Origin of the sequence: Candidatus Hydrogenedens sp., assembly GCA_035361075.1 — a bacterium.
GTDB lineage: Bacteria > Hydrogenedentota > Hydrogenedentia > Hydrogenedentales > Hydrogenedentaceae > Hydrogenedens.
In genome coordinates, this window is record DAOSBX010000024.1 from 1 (window position 1) to 16,744 (window position 16,744).

General features: G+C 36.4%; 13 protein-coding genes and 1 CRISPR repeat array. Of the genes, 6 read left to right on the top strand and 7 right to left on the bottom strand.

Features of this window, described 5'->3' with window-relative positions; translation table 11 throughout:
* Window positions 1–30 precede the first annotated feature (30 nt).
* A CRISPR array of direct repeats spans window positions 31–266; the repeat unit is 38 nt; unit sequence GAGCTATGTTTTGAGGGAAGTGCTCGCTCTGCTATAAT.
* A 50-nt stretch (window positions 267–316) separates the two neighbouring features.
* The 3 genes from cas2 to cas9 all read right to left on the bottom strand — a co-directional run bounded on the left by cas2 (window position 317) and on the right by cas9 (window position 4,835).
* Window positions 317–676 (bottom strand): CRISPR-associated endonuclease Cas2, encoded by a 360-nt coding sequence (cas2, locus tag PLJ10_08465; protein ID HOK09677.1) that lies wholly within the window; start codon window positions 674–676, stop codon window positions 317–319.
* 90 nt (window positions 677–766) lie between these two features.
* Entirely contained in the window at window positions 767–1,660 is an 894-nt protein-coding gene (cas1, locus tag PLJ10_08470) for a type II CRISPR-associated endonuclease Cas1 (GenBank protein HOK09678.1), read from the bottom strand.
* Complete coding sequence (cas9, locus tag PLJ10_08475) at window positions 1,653–4,835, bottom strand: type II CRISPR RNA-guided endonuclease Cas9 (protein HOK09679.1); 3,183 nt, start codon at window positions 4,833–4,835, stop codon at window positions 1,653–1,655. Before cas9 ends, cas1 begins: the two co-directional genes overlap by 8 nt.
* Before the next feature lie 424 nt (window positions 4,836–5,259).
* On the opposite strand from cas9, the gene gltX reads away from it, so the two are divergent.
* The 3 genes from gltX to PLJ10_08490 are packed head-to-tail and all read left to right on the top strand — an operon-like array spanning window position 5,260 to window position 8,733.
* On the top strand, window positions 5,260–6,729 hold the full coding sequence (gltX, locus tag PLJ10_08480; protein HOK09680.1) for a glutamate--tRNA ligase: 1,470 nt from the start codon (window positions 5,260–5,262) through the stop codon (window positions 6,727–6,729).
* Window positions 6,722–7,699, top strand: a complete 978-nt coding sequence (locus PLJ10_08485; protein HOK09681.1) for an ROK family glucokinase — start codon at window positions 6,722–6,724, stop codon at window positions 7,697–7,699. The genes gltX and PLJ10_08485 overlap by 8 nt, the downstream gene beginning before the upstream one ends.
* A gap of 8 nt (window positions 7,700–7,707) precedes the next feature.
* Window positions 7,708–8,733: a 1-phosphofructokinase family hexose kinase gene (locus PLJ10_08490; protein ID HOK09682.1), complete on the top strand. Its 1,026-nt coding sequence runs from the start codon at window positions 7,708–7,710 to the stop codon at window positions 8,731–8,733.
* Here the strand turns inward: PLJ10_08490 and lpxK are convergent.
* The gene (gene lpxK, locus PLJ10_08495; protein HOK09683.1) at window positions 8,645–9,715 is read right to left on the bottom strand and encodes a tetraacyldisaccharide 4'-kinase; all 1,071 of its coding nucleotides are present in this window, start codon (window positions 9,713–9,715) and stop codon (window positions 8,645–8,647) included. The two genes, PLJ10_08490 and lpxK, sit on opposite strands and share 89 nt — an antisense overlap.
* A 71-nt stretch (window positions 9,716–9,786) precedes the next feature.
* Window positions 9,787–10,884: a ketol-acid reductoisomerase gene (gene ilvC / locus PLJ10_08500; protein ID HOK09684.1), complete on the bottom strand. Its 1,098-nt coding sequence runs from the start codon at window positions 10,882–10,884 to the stop codon at window positions 9,787–9,789.
* Window positions 10,885–11,003: 119 nt separating this feature from the next.
* Here ilvC and PLJ10_08505 point away from each other — a divergent pair, with 119 nt between their 5' ends.
* From PLJ10_08505 to PLJ10_08515, 3 genes are read left to right on the top strand one after another with little or no spacing between them, the layout of a single operon-like run.
* Window positions 11,004–12,167, top strand: coding sequence for a glycosyltransferase family 1 protein (locus PLJ10_08505; GenBank protein ID HOK09685.1), 1,164 nt, complete (start codon window positions 11,004–11,006; stop codon window positions 12,165–12,167).
* Window positions 12,167–13,267, top strand: coding sequence for a glycosyltransferase family 1 protein (locus tag PLJ10_08510; protein HOK09686.1), 1,101 nt, complete (start codon window positions 12,167–12,169; stop codon window positions 13,265–13,267). The genes PLJ10_08505 and PLJ10_08510 overlap by 1 nt, the downstream gene beginning before the upstream one ends.
* Window positions 13,268–13,279: 12 nt before the next feature.
* On the top strand, window positions 13,280–13,516 hold the full coding sequence (locus PLJ10_08515) for a DUF2905 family protein (GenBank protein ID HOK09687.1): 237 nt from the start codon (window positions 13,280–13,282) through the stop codon (window positions 13,514–13,516).
* Here the strand turns inward: PLJ10_08515 and PLJ10_08520 are convergent.
* Both PLJ10_08520 and priA read right to left on the bottom strand, forming a co-directional pair.
* Window positions 13,502–14,182, bottom strand: a complete 681-nt coding sequence (locus tag PLJ10_08520) for an HAD family phosphatase (GenBank protein HOK09688.1) — start codon at window positions 14,180–14,182, stop codon at window positions 13,502–13,504. The two genes, PLJ10_08515 and PLJ10_08520, sit on opposite strands and share 15 nt — an antisense overlap.
* A 57-nt stretch (window positions 14,183–14,239) precedes the next feature.
* Window positions 14,240–16,714 (bottom strand): primosomal protein N', encoded by a 2,475-nt coding sequence (priA, locus tag PLJ10_08525; protein HOK09689.1) that lies wholly within the window; start codon window positions 16,712–16,714, stop codon window positions 14,240–14,242.
* Window positions 16,715–16,744 lie beyond the last annotated feature (30 nt).

Consider the following 16,744-nt stretch of genomic DNA (forward strand, 5'->3'; position numbering starts at 1 on the left):
ATTCATTGTTAATGAAGGTGGGCTTTGAATGAGCTATGTTTTGAGGGAAGTGCTCGCTCTGCTATAATCAAACAATTTGTTTTATGTTAACATCAATAGCTATGTTTTGAGGGAAGTGCTCGCTCTGCTATAATTAATCCGTTCTCATCCGCAGTGCCTTGTGCGCTATGTTTTGAGGGAAGTGCTCGCTCTGCTATAATATCCTCTTTAACGCATCAAGAGTAGATGGAGCTATGTTTTGAGGGAAGTGCTCGCTCTGCTATAATCTAACATTTATAAATCCCTCAAACATAAAGAAAAAGGGAGGATTTTTTTATTAAAAAAGGAGCAATTGAGGGGTAGGTTCTTCTGTTTTTCGTTTCTTTTTTGACATAAAGATTTCCATTTTTTCAAATTGTTTATCGGTAATATAAAGTAGACGGACCTCTCCTTTTGGAGGTATTCCCTGTTTGATTCGTTTTTTATAGGGTTCGCTTGATTCTTCACTGGGGAAATATCTACCGTAAACAGAGAATTGTAGCATAGAGAAACCTTCACGCAAAAGCATATTTCGGAATTGAGATGCATGCTTTCTGTCTTCTGATGTTTCTACTGGCAAATCAAACATAGCAATCATCCACATAGCTTTATACCCTGATATTGCTGGTTCTTTTTTGATGTCTCTTTTCTTGCTCATGTTGTATCTATATCCTAAATAGTTTTTTTTATTCGTGAATTTGTGGTCTTTTTACGTGCCACGGTTGATACACGAATTATTACGATTTATTTATACAATTTCAGGGAGAATAAGTGATTTCCTTTTTCCTTCAAACATTTGAGCAAGGGATACCGCAGTTCGAAAAGTAATATCAAACAGGTTTCGTTCTTCATCATCCATTTTATATTTTTTCATCAAATTTTGTATCAGGAATTGTTTCGCTTCTTTATTCAGTTCTACAAAGGCATCTTTCCCTTTCATAAACTTTACCACTGTATAATCCACAATTGGACGATAAGGCTCCATTAAATCATCTGCAAGACAAAATGGGTTATATCGGTTATGATGATGGATACCGATACATGGGTTTAATCCTGCACTAACGATGGCTCTTGCGGTAATCCCTCGCAATACTGCATACCCATAATTAAGAAGGGCATTAATTCCTCCTGCTTCTGGATTTCTGTGGAATTCAAATTCGGGTGGAAATAAAGAATTCCAATATTTCCTGCTTGCCAGCCCTTCTACATTATCCGGGTCACCGGATTGCACCCGTTCTGCCAGAGGGATTAATCCTCTATCGTCCCCGTAAAGTTCCAGTAATAATCTGCCCTGTGCTCGAATTTTAACTTTAATTATTTGTTGCCACGCCCGTTTTCGAACAGGTAAGGAAGATTCTATCTGATATTGTAATCGTTCCATTTGTAAATGATGTCCCACTAATGGATACATCATACCGATAGGCATTCGTTTCTCATCACAGGTGATAAAGACTGCTCCATGTTTCATCAAACCGGAGAGAACCGGTTGTGTCAAACTTACTGCGGGATGGGAAATAATTACCACAGCCACTTCCGCTAATGGAATATAAAGTTCCTTGTCCCCCTGTGTTATTGCTAATCGTTCCAAATCAATATTTAACCGTCCACCTTCTTCGGACAGGTCTATAATATGTTCAGTCATGTGCTATTTGCACTTCTCCTAATACATTAATAGAACATTTCTTTGCTTCTGATATTTGCAGTGTAGTAGGATATCTTGTCAATCCAACCCAAGACTTAGGTCTTTTAGCTACGAAATGTTGTATAAAAAACATAACCTTTGAACCAGATGCATATTCAGAAACTGTAACTACTGTATAGTATTCGAACTCACCATCACTGTTTTTCATATATACCATATCCCCTTTGCAGAGGCTAAATAGGAATTTTGCATCTTCAACGACTTTTCCGTCTCGGATAAGTTTTCGTTGGATAATTTCCTCTCCGCGTCTTTTCCGTTGCATAGCGGTATACATGCTAACTACATTGGCATCCCAGATGGTTCTCCCTTTTTTGTCTTTCGTTTCGAATATTTCTATATGGTGATTTTCATCGGTTGCGACATAGCGAACCCGTTCATTTTTTCCTACTGGAAATACACTCAATTTCTTTCGAACCCGCACATGGCGGATAGGTATATGCAGTCCCTTTTTATTCGGCATTAGAGGATAATTCGCCGGGTCATTAAATGCTTTTTTCGGGTCTCCTCCTAACTCCTCTAACGTCTTTTTTACAACATCTCGAACAATGGGGTCAACAATTTCTTCTATTTCGCCTTTGGTAATAGAGGCTAATGCTTTTCGCACATGCACTACGGTTTCGCCATTTTTATCCCCAGGTTTAGGTGGGCTGTAGTTTGTTTCTTCATGAAGTCGTCCGCTCACCTTTCGTTCAGGGCGATGTGAGACAATAATATTTAAAACTTTCTCATGTGCTTCGTTAAAAATCGTGTTCCAGGGGGGAGTAATAAACCTCCACCAACGGTCATGTTTGCGAGTGTCTTTTGGTATTTTTTCTGCTTGCTCAGAAATGCTTTTTATCATAGCGGGTGACGTCAGGGCTATAACAATAGCATCAATGGCATGTTGGCGGTGGTCTTCCCTATTTTTCTCCGGACTACCTAAAATTTTATTTAAATCCCACATGCGACGGATAATTGCGGTTGTGGGACCGGAAACAGTAAAGACATGTTTTCTATATTCTTTCCCATAAAGCAAAGCACAGTATAACCTTGCTTCTTTTGCAGAATAACGGGTGTCATTTAACTGTGAACTGGAAAAATTATCAATGAATTCATCCAATTCTTCACCGTGCATTTTAAACCGTCGTAGTTTTTCTGCCACATACCTGGAATTGAATTTTTCAACTCTTCTTAGAATTTCATCCCATTGTGTTTCATTGGTGCCATAGACCTCAAAAGGGGTTCGGTTATGTTTTCTATTTCGATTTTCTTCGTGATAACATAATGTTTTATTTTTGAATGAATTATCGAGACAACGACTAAGTGGAATTATATGCTCTATATCGAATTGAGATTCTTCGAACAAGGCATGGAAACTGATAGACCTGCCCGTATAAGGACAAACCCAATTACATTCCTCTGCTAACATATATCTTTCAATATCATCATTTGTAGGATTGGAAATGCCCTTGCTTATCAGGTCTTTTTTTATTTTTGCACGAACCTCTTCTAATTCTCGATTATTTTTCCATATCTTCTCTCGTTCTTTCTTTGTATTTCTTAAATCTCGGGCTGTTTCAATACGAATATATTTTGGTTTTCCGTATCGTTTTACCAATTCGTTAACAATTTTTCTCATTTCAGACAATGTTCGGGTTACTGTCGGATTCCGAATTTCACCAATAGGTGCGGATTCTAACGGTGGTAGCAGTTCAACTGTTGTATCTATATCATCCATACCATAAATCTCTTTGACTAATGTGGAATATGGTGTTCCGGATTCTAATCCTGGTAGGAATTTATCAATTGCCTGACGGGAAAGATTACAGTATCCATCTTCGATACCCATATCTGACAATTTTTCTGCTTGTTCTTCTGTAAACTTCCAATGATTTATTAATCGTTTCTTTAGTGCTTTATTACTAACAATGGAATATATATCCTCAACAAGTTTATCTTTCGATTCCGCAGACATATTATCCCAAAGGTCACCTATAACTGCTCGAATAGCACCTGCTGTCCTATTTCCGGGAATTTTCTTTTCACCTCCTTCTTCCAGATTGAATTTTATCGTTTTGGGCAATTTCAAAAGTTTCTTCAATTCAGCAAATGTAGCATCTCCATTTTTCTCTAAATAATCTATAACTAATGTTCTCTCATCCTCTGTTAATGCTCGTTTAGTAAATTTATTTTCTATAATTAACAAATCATTCAGTTTTTGCAGGAGGCGGAAGCGTTGTGCTTTGAGAATTACCCATGGAGCACGGCGACGGTTGCGTTGAGCACCACGAGCAATACATTCAAACTGGCAATAGCCAATCTTCTCTTTTTGGGATTTCAAAGGTCGTTGATAAAATATTACATGGAAAACTTGTTTTTTATTTGTATCGTTGAGTATTTCGGGATAATACTTAGATTGGTGTTCCCAGATAGCATAGAATTCCTGTTCATACATATCGCGAGCAGTCCACCTCCCGCGTATTCGTTTTTCAACTGGGTCAATTTTGGCAAAGTACCTACCTAATGTTTCTGCTCCTAATTTTTCCATCTCCTGACGAATTTCAGCGATTCCTTGCTTAACTTTACCCCGTTCTTCATCATCTTGTTTTTGCCCGCGACGATTACTTAAAAAGCCACGTCTCTGTCCTAAATGATACAAGACACGACCTAATGCATACGGTTCTAATTCTTGTTCTACTGCTAAAGAACGAAGGTAGTAAATAAATATTTGATTTAGACGATTTTTTTCTGATTCGGGAAGGTTAGCATCAATATATTTTGAACGCAATTCTTTATCTAAATTGTCCAGAATATTTTGTCTTTCCAAACTATTATTCATATTCCCATCGGGGAGTAATCCTATTTTCTGAAGTAAATTTGCTAATTTCCGATACCTACGAGAACGTCGTTCTATTTGACGTCGAACTAAACGGGCTTCACGTCGCTTTTTATTTCGTGATTCTTCCTTTCCACTTTCATATTGCCCTTCCATTCCTGCTTCAAACACCCGAACCCCTACTTTTTCAATTCCACATAGATTGTCGTTCTCATCCAATTTAATCATTGCCCATCCGATAGAATTAGAACCTAAATCAAGACCCAATACATACGGATTGAAGTTGTTTGAGGTATCCATAATTTTTCTCCATTTTCCGGGTTTAGTTAACAAATAATTAATTGTCAACAATAATCCTTATAATGTACTAAATTCTACTTGACATTTCAAGTTTTTTTTGATATAATTAAATTAGATTATAGCAGAGTGAGCATTTCTCCTCTTAACATAGTAAGGAGTTATGCTCCGTGCGTGTAGCCGTTAAGGTTAAGCGAAGCGCCTCCCAGTGGGGCGCATTAATTTTTTAAACTGCATTATTTTTTAATAAAGAAAAACTAAGGTTTATTAATTTATTCAGCAAAGATTGAGACTCTTTTAGAAGATGGGGAGTATATTGACTTTCTGTTGGGATGTTGTATAGTTATGTGAAAAATTGAGTATGTTCATGGTATTATAAAATCTCTTTATTCTATAAATATAATTGTAAATTGTAGTAAGGAATTCTATGGTTCGAACACGAATAGCTCCTTCTCCCTCAGGTTTTCTACATATAGGAACAGCCAAAACTGCATTGTATAATTGGCTTTTTGCACGAAAGAATAAGGGAACATTTATATTAAGATTGGAAGACACCGATGCGGAGCGAACAGATGAACAGTATGTTCTCGGGATGTGTGAGGGGTTTAAGTGGTTAGGGATAGATTGGGATGAGGGACCTCCCTTTGGTGATGTTCCTGAAAAAGGGAATTATGGTCCATATCGTCAAAGTCAGCGAAAAGAACTTTATCAAAGGATGGCATATCAACTTTTAGAACAGGGTAAGGCTTATAAGTGCTTTTGTTCAAAGGAAAGTCTGGAATCATATAAAGATGATACGGGGAATCTTTACTATCCAGGATTCTGCAGAAATCTCACACCGGAACAAATTCGTGAAAAAGGGGATGCCTCTTATGTGCTTCGTTTCCGTGTGCCTGAAGGGGAAACGGTTGTAAATGACCTTATTCAAGGAACGGTTGTATTTAAAAATAGCCAGTATGATGATTTCATTATTCTTCGTGCTAATGGGGACCCTGTTTTTCATCTTGCAGTTGTAGTAGATGATATTACCATGAAAATAACGCATGTTATCCGTGGTGATGACCATTTAACAAATACTCCCCGTCATATTATGCTATTTAATGCTTTAGGGGCACCTATTCCCCATTATGCTCATCACCCGCTGGTACATGATGAACAGGGCAGAAAGTTCAGTAAAAGACTGCATGGAGCGAATGTTTTGGATTGGCGTGAGGATGGTTATCTCCCTGAAGCAATAGTGAATTATGTGGCTTTATTGGGATGGACATCGGAAGAGGAGAATCGTGAGTTTTTTACCTTACCTGACCTTATTGAACATTTCTCAATCGAACGAATTAACAAATCAGCTGCACGATTTGACCGTAAAAAATTGGAATGGCTCAATGGGTTGCATATCCGTAACTTATCGGTTGAAAATCTCCGAGACCGACTTATACCTATTCTCGAGAAACATGGTTTTGACACATCTTCGAAAAGCAAAGAATGGCTAACTAAACTTGCACAAATTTGTCAGGAAAAATTGCCTACACTTAATCGGATTGTATTCCTCTCCGATTTCTTTTTCAAAGATTTTGATACTTATGAAGCAGAGGCAGAAACAAAACTATGGAAAACACCAGAAACTGTAATTGTGTATCTTCAGAATATTCGTGACAAATTATTCTCTGTATCTACATGGGAACACGATTCATTAAAACATGTTTTTGAAGAGGCATGCACCGAACTTAATGTTAAATTAGGTGCTTTGGTAAATCCTGCCAGACTTGCACTTACGGGGAAATCGGTAGGACCTGGCTTCTTTGAACTTGTTGAATTGTTAGGAAAAGAAAAAACACTGGAACGACTTTCCAGAGCCATTGAATATTTACATAACAAAGGAGGTATAAACCGTGAGTAAATATATTGTCGGTGTTGATTTAGGTGGCACAAACATAAAGTCAGCCATCGTCTCTGAAGAAAAGAAGATTATAGTAAAGACGAGTGTTCCTACCCCTACACAGGAAGGACCTGTAGCCATAATGGATGCTATGGCAAATGTCGTGCATGACCTCATGAATAAGGAAGGTCTTACTACAAAAGATATTCTTGCAGTCGGTATAGGTGCACCAGGACCTATGAATTGGCAAACTGGAGTCGTGTATAGCCCTCCTAATTTGCCAGGTTGGCATAATGTCCCACTGGCAGATAAAATGCAAAAACGATTGAATGTCCCATGTTATATCGAGAATGATGCCAATGCGGCGTGTTTCGGTGAATACTGGTTAGGTGCTGGACAGGGCTGTGATTGTATTGCGGTGCTTACATTAGGCACAGGTGTTGGAGGTGGAATTGTCGTCTTTAAGAAATTGTTACGCGGTATTGATGGGACTGCGGGTGAATTAGGGCATTTGAAAGTCCAGAGAGACGGTAGATTGTGTGGTTGCGGGTCAAAAGGTTGTTTGGAGGCATACGCTTCCGTAACAGGGATGGTCCGAACTGCACAGGAAAAAATTGAAAAAGGTGAGAAAACTATCCTAACTGAAATGTGCAATAATAATATACAAAATATTACGGGAAAAATGATTTTTCAGGCAGTAGAGAAAGGTGATGCTATCGCTAAAGAAGTATTTCATGAAACTGCGGTATGGCTTGGTTTGGGAATTGCCAGCATTGTAAACATGCTAAATCCTGAACGGGTTATTCTTTGCGGGGGAATGATATCTGCAGGAGATGTATTATTTACCCCTGTTCGTGAAACCGTTATGAAAAATGCCTTTGAAGTACCTGCTAAACGATGTGAGATTGTTCCTGCCGGTTTAGGAGAAGATAGTGGTGTTTTTGGCTGTGCTGGTTGTGCCTTAACACGGTATTATGAAGCACACAAATAATTTCGCTTATGTTTCTTACCGTCACACCAAATCCGTGCATTGATAAAACAATCTTTATTCCTAAATTCAAGCCTGGCGATAGAGTTCGCTCGGGCAAGTATACACAAATCTCAGGCGGAAAAGGGAATAATGTCGCACGTGTTTTGGTAACACTTGGTTTTAATGCAGGTGCTTTACTATGGGTAGGTGGTTATACGGGGAAACAAGTAGTCAAAATGCTTCGCGAGAATGATAAGGTTCGATGTTTTCCTGTATGGACAGCAACGGCTACAAGAACAATTACCACCATCCTTGAAGAAGAATATGGTAGGCAAACTGCCTTTTTTGAACCTGGACCCCTAATATCCAACCAAGAATATAGTCATTTTATCGAAAAATTTAATAAAATCATATCTTCTTATAAAGTACCAATAGTTGTTTTATCAGGAACAGTTCCCGACCCTAATGTAGCCTTTTTATATCGAGATTTAATTAAAATAGCAAATGAGAGAAGAATTAAAGTTATCCTTGACACCTATGGAACTGAATTTTCGGAGGGGATTAAAAGCAATCCCTACATGGTAAAACCCAACGTAGAGGAACTATCTAAATTTTTGAATACACCCTTAAAAGATATGAAATTGCGAATAGAAGCGGTTCAATATCTACATAAAAAACATAAAATAACCTTAGTAGTATTATCTATGGGACGAGAAGGAGCACTTGTTTGTTGGAATAACACATATATTCACATAATTCCACCGAAAATAAAAGAAATAAATCCCGTAGGGTCGGGTGATGCTCTTGTTGCTGGTTTTGTAGTTGGTTTATATAAAGGTTTTTCTATAGAAGATACAGGGAGATTAGGTGTCGCATTAGGTACTGCGAATGCTATGAAGTGGGACATCGGTAAATTTAATATAAGAGATTTAATCAATATTTATGAACAGGTAAAGAGTTTTAGAATTAATCCCATAAATAATCGGAAAGTCCAATACAAAGAGCATACACCTCTGCCTGCTCTTCTTCCAAAGTTAAAAGATTCTTCTCCGTAGTTAAAATAATCCTTTTCCCCTTTAATATTTTATTTGGGATTGGGGTATGGTCTCGATATACATAAGTATTTTTCACATTTATTTCTTGCTGTTTCAACACATTTAAAAAAGATTTAGGATTCCCTATCGCACAAAAAGCATCTACCTCTCTTCCCTTAAAATACTCCACGGGGTACCGAATAGTAGAATTTAATCTTGTCCAATATAACGGTTTATGGTATGTCCAACGTATTTTCTTCTCAGGATAAGTACTCATTAGAAAGCTTCTTAATTTCTCCAACAATTCATTGGATACCTGGTCACAGTGGGTTATCCATATTTCTGTTGCTCTATGTATGGCATTCAAAGGTTCTCGTAAGATACCAGCAGGGAAAATAAGTCCATTCCCCCATGGATTTAGGGCACTTATTAATAATATATTTTCATTACGTCCTAACATTAAATACTGATAAGCATCATCCAGAATGACAACATCAAATCCTCTTCGCTCTACCCATTTTACCGCCCTCACTCGGTTCGGGTCTTTAATTACAGTAATATTGTGTAAACGATATAACATTAATGACAGTTCATCCCCTAAAACTTTATATACCTTATTCCATGGTATTAAAGTCTCTTCTTGTGGCGAATAACTTTTTTCAGATTTATAACTTCGTATACATACTTTACCTTCATAATAAACACCCTCAACAATACCCTTATATTTCTGGGCACCATACCCCCTACTTATAACACATACTTTTTTTCTATTTACTACAAGTTCTTTTTCTGCCCTTTCCATTACTGCGGGTGTTTTACCGACCCCTCCAATTGTAATTCCACCAATGCTCACTGTATAAATATTTGGCGTATACATCCTTCTTTTAGAGCGTATCCACATCCCCCATTTTTGGAAATAACTCAGACCTTTTAATAAAGGCAACAAAACATAAGATGGTCCTTTTTCATTATAAATATATTTTTCAATAAATGATTTCTTCATATTTAAATCATTACAAAAAAGTCCGGGAAGTTTCACTTCCCGGACACCTTTTACGACATTTTGTACTTAAACTAATAATTCGTTCTTCCCTGTGTTCCGACTTTAGATTTAATCTGTTTACTTGCTGGTTCTTTAGGTCTTAAAGCACGACAGGCTTTACCTGCAAGCCACATCTCACTGTTTGCCATTTCAGCAAGTTCTTTTTGTAATTGTTCCTTATAATTTGGATTACCTAATGATTTAAGAACACGTTTTGTTTCTGCACCTTCTTTGACTCGTTTATATAATTCGCGGAAAACTGGCAATGTTGCTTTCTTAAACTTAGGCTTCCAATCTAAGGCACCACGTTGGGCAGTAGCAGAACAATTCTGATACATCCAGTCCATACCGTTTTCATCTACAAGACGAATTAAACTTTGGGTAAGCTCTTCTACTGTTTCATTGAAAGCCTCACTAGGAGTATGTCCATTTTCGCGAAGTACTTGATATTGTGCTTCCATAATACCTGCAAGGGCTCCCATCAAAACTCCTCTTTCACCTGTTAAATCACTATAAACTTCGTTCTCAAATGTAGTCGGGAAAAGGAAGCCAGAACCAATACCTATACCTATCGCCAGACAACGTTCTAATGCTCTCCCCGTATAGTCCTGTGCGACTGCATAACTGGAATTAATACCTGCTCCACTCAGGAAATTTCTACGTACAGAAGTACCAGAACCCTTTGGAGCCACCATTATAACATCTACAAATTTAGGGGGAATTACCTTTGTTAAATGTTTATATACAATTGAAAAACCATGCGAAAAATATAAAGCGTCGCCTTCTTTTAAGTGTTTTTTTACATTGGGCCAAATTGCCTTTTGTGCCGCATCGGAAACTAATAGTTGAATTATTGTTCCTCGTTCACACGCTTCTTCAATATCAAATAATGTCTTACCAGGTTTCCAACCATCTTTTACTGCACGGTCCCAATCAGACTTAAATTTTGGGTCCTGACCAATAATTACATTAAAACCGTTATCACGAAGGTTCAAACTTTGTGCAGGACCTTGAACCCCATAACCAATCACTGCTATGACTTCATCTTTTAATACTTTCCTCGCCTTTTGCATAGGAAATTCTTTACGTGTAATAACTTCTTCTTTCGTTCCACCAAAATCAATGAGCATTGAAATACTCCTTCTCTTAAAGTTAATGTTTATTTGAACATCATATTTTAAATTGCATAAACGACCAACAGTATAATATTTTATCGCTAAAATATAATCGATTACAAAAGCGACTATTTATGAACAATACATCACATCTGAAAAACATTTGTGTAACCGTTGATATTACCCCGTTACGTGGCGAAAAGACAGGTATCGGCAATTATATCCATTATACACTAAAATTTTTACTATTAAATTATAAAGACTTAATCATCAATGGTATCTCTTTTGGCGTCCATAAATTCCAAAATGATTCCTATGAAATAGTTCATAAATTGGAAAAGCATATACATATTCCTGTTCCTGTAAGAATACTATACAATTGGTGGAATATCTGTAGGTATCCTAATATAGATACCCTTTTAAAAAACAATTCTATCTTACATTTTACAAATTATTATTTACCACCGATATATCATAATAAAACGGTTTTATCGATTTATGACTTATCTTTTTTGACCTGTCCACAATGGGTCAGTCCTCAAATTATTAACTTATTTAAACCAACTATATTTCCTTCTGCTCAAAGAGCAACTCACATTATTACATGCTCAGAAAAAAGTAAAAAGGATATCGAAACATTATTAAACATCCCATCAGAAAAAATATCTGTTTCATATCCAGGCTATGACGATACCATTTTTCATCCATTAGATAAAGAAAAAGCACAACTTTATATAGAAAAGCATTATCAGATTAAATCTCCCTTTATCTTATTTGTTGGCACCATTGAAGAAAGAAAAAATGTCTCTGGACTATTAAATATATATGAAAAAGTTCAAAATAACATCCCTCATCGGCTTGTTTTAATAGGCAAAAAAGGATTCCATGCAAATGAAATCCTCTCAAAAATGCAACAAATGAAATGCTCGGATAAAATTATTTACTTAAATTATATTAATAACCATAGTGAATTAAAATGGTTTTATAGTTCTGCAGATATGTTTATTTATCCGAGCTTCGACGAAGGTTTTGGCATTCCACCTCTTGAAGCGATGGCTTGTGGTTGTCCTGTAATTGTTTCCAACCAAGGGGCTTTGCCTGAAGTTGTTGGACATAAAGGAATAACGATTCATCCTCAAGATATAGATAATTTTGCAGAAGCTATAACTACACTATTATCAGATAAAAATAAATATAATAATATGATAACAAACAGCATCTTACAGGCAAAAAATTTCAGTTGGTCAAAAAGTGCTAAATCACATTACGAAGTATATAAAAAATTGGATGAAATATAATGCGTATTTTATTAAATGGATTTCAGATAGGTAATTTAAGTGGGACAGGTAGATATACAGAAGAATTAGTAAAAGCCTTTATCCAGATTCCTAATGTAGTACACATTTTTCTCTCGTCTCCCAAGCCTCTGAATATACCTTCTGAAAAACTAACCATTAACCCCTTGCCCAATAATAGGTATATTACAAGATTGCTTCAAAAGCATCTATTAAAAAAGCACTTTCAAAAATCACAACCTGACATCGTTCATTTCCCAGCAACTTATGGATATAAATTAGGGGATATCCCGCATATTACGACTGTTCATGACCTTGCTTTTCTGAATAATCCAAATTGGTTTCCACCTCATTATCGGTGGTTTTATAAAAGAAGAGTTGAAGAAACAATAAAATTTTCTCAACGATTCATTACCGACTCTTACTTTTCTAAAAGAGAACTACAAAAATATTACAACATTGACAAAGATAAGATTGATGTAATCTACCTTGGGGTAAGTGATTTTTTTAAGCCCCACACCCAACAACAGATAGAAACAATCAGAAACAAATACAAACTCCCCCCCAAATACGTTTTATATGCTGGCACTTTGGAACCCAGAAAAAATATTCCTTATCTGATTGAAGCATGGTCATACATCGCAGATAAAATTCCCCATCATCTTGTAATTATAGGACGCACAGGATGGAACACATACCCTATTGAAGAAGCGATAAAAAAATCAAAATTCAACGAACGTATTCACAGATTAGGGTATATCTCGGATATTGATTTACCCGTTATTATAAGTGGAGCAGAAATCTTTATCTATCTTAGTTTTTACGAAGGTTTTGGACTACCACCTCTTGAAGCTATGAGTTGCGGGACACCTGTCATTGCTTCTAACTGTGGAAGCCTTAATGAAATACTTGAAGATACGGCTTTATTGGTTGAGCCATCCGATATTCAGCAAATTGCTGAAGCAATCTATAATCTCTGTGAAGATAATACAAAAAGGCAGGTAATGAGTCATAATGGAATTATCCATGCTCAAAAATTTACATGGGAGAAAACTGCACAAAAAACTATCGAGGCATATAAGAAATGTTTAGGCAAATATTAACGGAGAATTAAAATGAATAGCCTTGCAAAATATTTTTTCATATTCGGTCTTATATTTTTATTTATTAGTGGGATAATATGGTTATCTGGTTTTCTGCCATTTAAGTTGGGGAAACTCCCTGGCGATATAAATATAGAATGGGAAAAAGGTAACTTTTATTTTCCAATAGCAACGTCTATTATTTTAAGTTTACTACTTACAATTATTATTAACCTGATTCTGTTTGCTCTGAGTCTACTCAATCGCTGAACATTTTTTCTGACATGTTTGTTTTAACAATTCAAGAGAAAATTGACTCAAATCTGGTAAAATAAGGTCTGCTAAAGAAATATCTTGTTTAGGTCGGTCATGTCTTGCCAAAGCCACACAATACATTCCTGCAGTTTTGGCTGCTGTGACACCAACAGTAGAGTCTTCAAATGCAACACAATTATCAGGTTTCACATTCAGAAGTTCTACCGCTTTCAAATATCCTGCGGGATGCGGTTTTCCTGGGAAGTAATCTTCTTTACCAAGATATAATGACACATACTCACTTATATCTAATCTACGAATTGCTTCTTCTACATCCCGCCGATACGAACCCGAAACAATAGCACATGTATAGTTTTGGCTTAAATTCTTTAGCAGTTGGATTGAACCAGGAATTTCCAATTGCATTCTTTCTGCATACTTATCAAAATATGGGTAAACATTATCAATAAAATATGGCATTTCATTTTTCAGAACAGGATAATTTTTTTCTAACTCTTCATATATATACTCCCATGAGTTCCCATACACCAATTGTTCTGCCTCCTCATAGTTCATAGGGATTCCCTTATCGTTCAAGTAATCATGAACTGCATAAACCCATATTATTTCAGAGTCCATCAAAGTCCCATCCAAATCAAAAACAAATACCTTAATTTCCATTAACAACTCCTTTTCTTTATATTTATCAATATTAAGATTAAAATTAAAGACTGTATTTTAATATATTTCATAGGGGTCAACGTCAACTTGCAAAAGAATTTTACTACTCCTCTTTTGCTCATGGAACTTTGCATAAACCTCTCTTGCAATATTATTTAGTTTCTTAGTTGCTTTACCCAACAGAGCAAACTGCCATCGGTATCTGCCCGTCACTCTTCGAATCACTCCCGGTGCCGGACCTAATATGAAATAGTCTCTCTCTTTTTCGTTTATGTCATTACGGATGAATCTCGTCAAAAGATACACCATCTCTTTAACTTCTTTTTCATCTTCTGATTCTACTCCAAATTGGATCATCCTATTATATGGTGGATATCCAATCTTTTGACGGAGTCTAAGTTCATAATCAACGAACATTTCATAATCGTGGTTTTGAACTGCCTTCATCACATAATGATTTGGCATATAGGTTTGAATAATTACCTCCCCTGGACGTTCTCTTCTTCCTGAACGACCTGCAACCTGCATTAATAACTGAAAAACGAACTCAGGTGCACGGAAATTGGGCAAAGTTAATCCTAAATCTGCGTTCATAACACCCACTAATGTTACTTTTGGGTAATCATGTCCTTTCGCTATCATCTGGGTACCTATAATAATATCTATCTTATGTTCAGCAAAATTTTTTAAGACTGAATACCCACGAATTTTTGAATTTGTAATATCGGTATCCATTCTTGCTATTCTCGCCTGTGGAAAACTCTGGATTAGTAAATCCTCAATCCGTTGTGTTCCAACACCCAATAATATTAATGGAGAACTTCCACATTCCTCACACTGAACAGGCCTTTGTTTTTTGAAATTACAATAATGGCAATGAACATACCCATCATAACGATGGTAGTTTAGGCTGGTCTGGCAATTCGGACACGGAAGCACCCAACCACAGGAAGGACACATCACTACAGGGGCAAAACCTCTTCGATTGATAAGCAGAATAACCTGTTCTTCCCGTTCAAGTCTCTCATGTATTTTGTCTTTTAATACCTGAGAAAGAAGTGGCTCACCTACTGTTTTATTCGATTCAGATTTTAAATCAACAATGTGAATAAGTGGTAAAGACCCTGAAGCAACTCGTTTTGTCAAGCGGAGCAAACAATATTTTGAATTGAGCGCATGTACATACGACTCCAGAGAAGGTGTTGCAGAACCTAAAATACAAACTGCTGAATTAATTTGTGCTCTCATCACAGCCACATCACGGGCATGATATTTCGGTGTCTCTTCTTGTTTATAAGTATGTTCATGCTCTTCATCAACGATAATAAGTCCCAATTTCTGAAATGGTGCAAAAATGGCTGAACGGACACCTACAACAACATCGACACGTCCTTCCTGTATTTTTCGCCACTCCTCAAATCGTTCTCGGTCTGTTAAACCACTATGTAATATTGCCACTTTATCTTTAAATCGTGAATATAACCTTGACAATGTTTGTGGTGTTAAGGCTATCTCTGGAACAAGCATTAAAGACTGATACCCACATTGTATGGCTGTTTGAATACATTGTAAATATACCTCTGTCTTCCCAGAACCAGTAATTCCATACAACAAATATGTATTAAATTGGTGGCATTGTATTGCCTTTGAAATCTGTTCTACTGCCAATATTTGTTCTTCTGTCAGCGTTATATCTTGTATTTCTGTAAAAGAATCTGAAACGTGATACATAGAGGGATATTTATAACTCTCCCTTTCCCATAACTTCACCCATCCTTTTCTGTAAAGACTTGTAATAGTACTTTTCTTTATACCTAATCTTTTTATTAGTTCTGCTACTGGATATTCCTTTCCTTCATGAAGTAAAAACAGGTATGTTTTAATCTGAAGAGGTGCTTTTTTCTGCCATGCAAGTATATCCTCTTGTGGAAGTACTTTTTCACTATTTATTTGAACCCATAATTCTTTTTTGATTTTTTCTTGTATTCTTGGGGCTTCAACAATAACCTTTACAATTCTCTCTTTGAGAAGTAAAGTTATTTCTTCATCTATATGTTGATTTTTTATCTTCCTTTTTATTTCTTTAAGGGATAACGGTTGCTGCTTCAATACTTCGATGATTTCATAAGGAAGACTGCATGGAAGGTAATTACAGCTAACTCCAACATTTAATGTATACTTTGCATTTACTATGGAACGAAGGAAATGAGGCACTGCCAATTGAAATGTTTGTCCTGGAGGTGATATGTAGTACTCTGAAATCCATTGACACAATTTTATTATTTCTTCGTTAAGAATTGGTGATGTATCGGGAATGTCTATGACTTCCTTTAATTCTGAGATAGATGTTCCATTCTCCGTTTTATCACTTTCTTGAACATTTAAAATCACTCCCATCTCTATTGAGTTCCTCACAGGTACGAGAACCCTTACTCCTCTTTTTGCTTTTTTGAGCAGGTGTTCTGGAACCGAATATGTTAAGAGATGCTCAATTGGCAAAAAAACAGCAACATGTACAATTGTTCCACTCATTAGTTCAAATAAAAAGTTTATTGTTTAGAT

Bases quoted from the DNA above. Each gene is read 5' to 3' on its own strand.
- gltX (HOK09680.1), top strand. From the start codon at position 5,260: ATGGTTCGAACACGAATAGCTCCTTCTCCCTCAGGTTTTCTACATATA.
- PLJ10_08490 (HOK09682.1), top strand. From the start codon at position 7,708: ATGTTTCTTACCGTCACACCAAATCCGTGCATTGATAAAACAATCTTT.
- PLJ10_08510 (HOK09686.1), top strand. From the start codon at position 12,167: ATGCGTATTTTATTAAATGGATTTCAGATAGGTAATTTAAGTGGGACA.
- PLJ10_08505 (HOK09685.1), top strand. From the start codon at position 11,004: ATGAACAATACATCACATCTGAAAAACATTTGTGTAACCGTTGATATT.
- PLJ10_08515 (HOK09687.1), top strand. From the start codon at position 13,280: ATGAATAGCCTTGCAAAATATTTTTTCATATTCGGTCTTATATTTTTA.
- cas9 (HOK09679.1), bottom strand. From the start codon at position 4,835: ATGGATACCTCAAACAACTTCAATCCGTATGTATTGGGTCTTGATTTA.
- cas1 (HOK09678.1), bottom strand. From the start codon at position 1,660: ATGACTGAACATATTATAGACCTGTCCGAAGAAGGTGGACGGTTAAAT.
- priA (HOK09689.1), bottom strand. From the start codon at position 16,714: ATGAGTGGAACAATTGTACATGTTGCTGTTTTTTTGCCAATTGAGCAT.
- PLJ10_08520 (HOK09688.1), bottom strand. From the start codon at position 14,182: ATGGAAATTAAGGTATTTGTTTTTGATTTGGATGGGACTTTGATGGAC.
- ilvC (HOK09684.1), bottom strand. From the start codon at position 10,884: ATGCTCATTGATTTTGGTGGAACGAAAGAAGAAGTTATTACACGTAAA.
- cas2 (HOK09677.1), bottom strand. From the start codon at position 676: ATGAGCAAGAAAAGAGACATCAAAAAAGAACCAGCAATATCAGGGTAT.
- lpxK (HOK09683.1), bottom strand. From the start codon at position 9,715: ATGAAGAAATCATTTATTGAAAAATATATTTATAATGAAAAAGGACCA.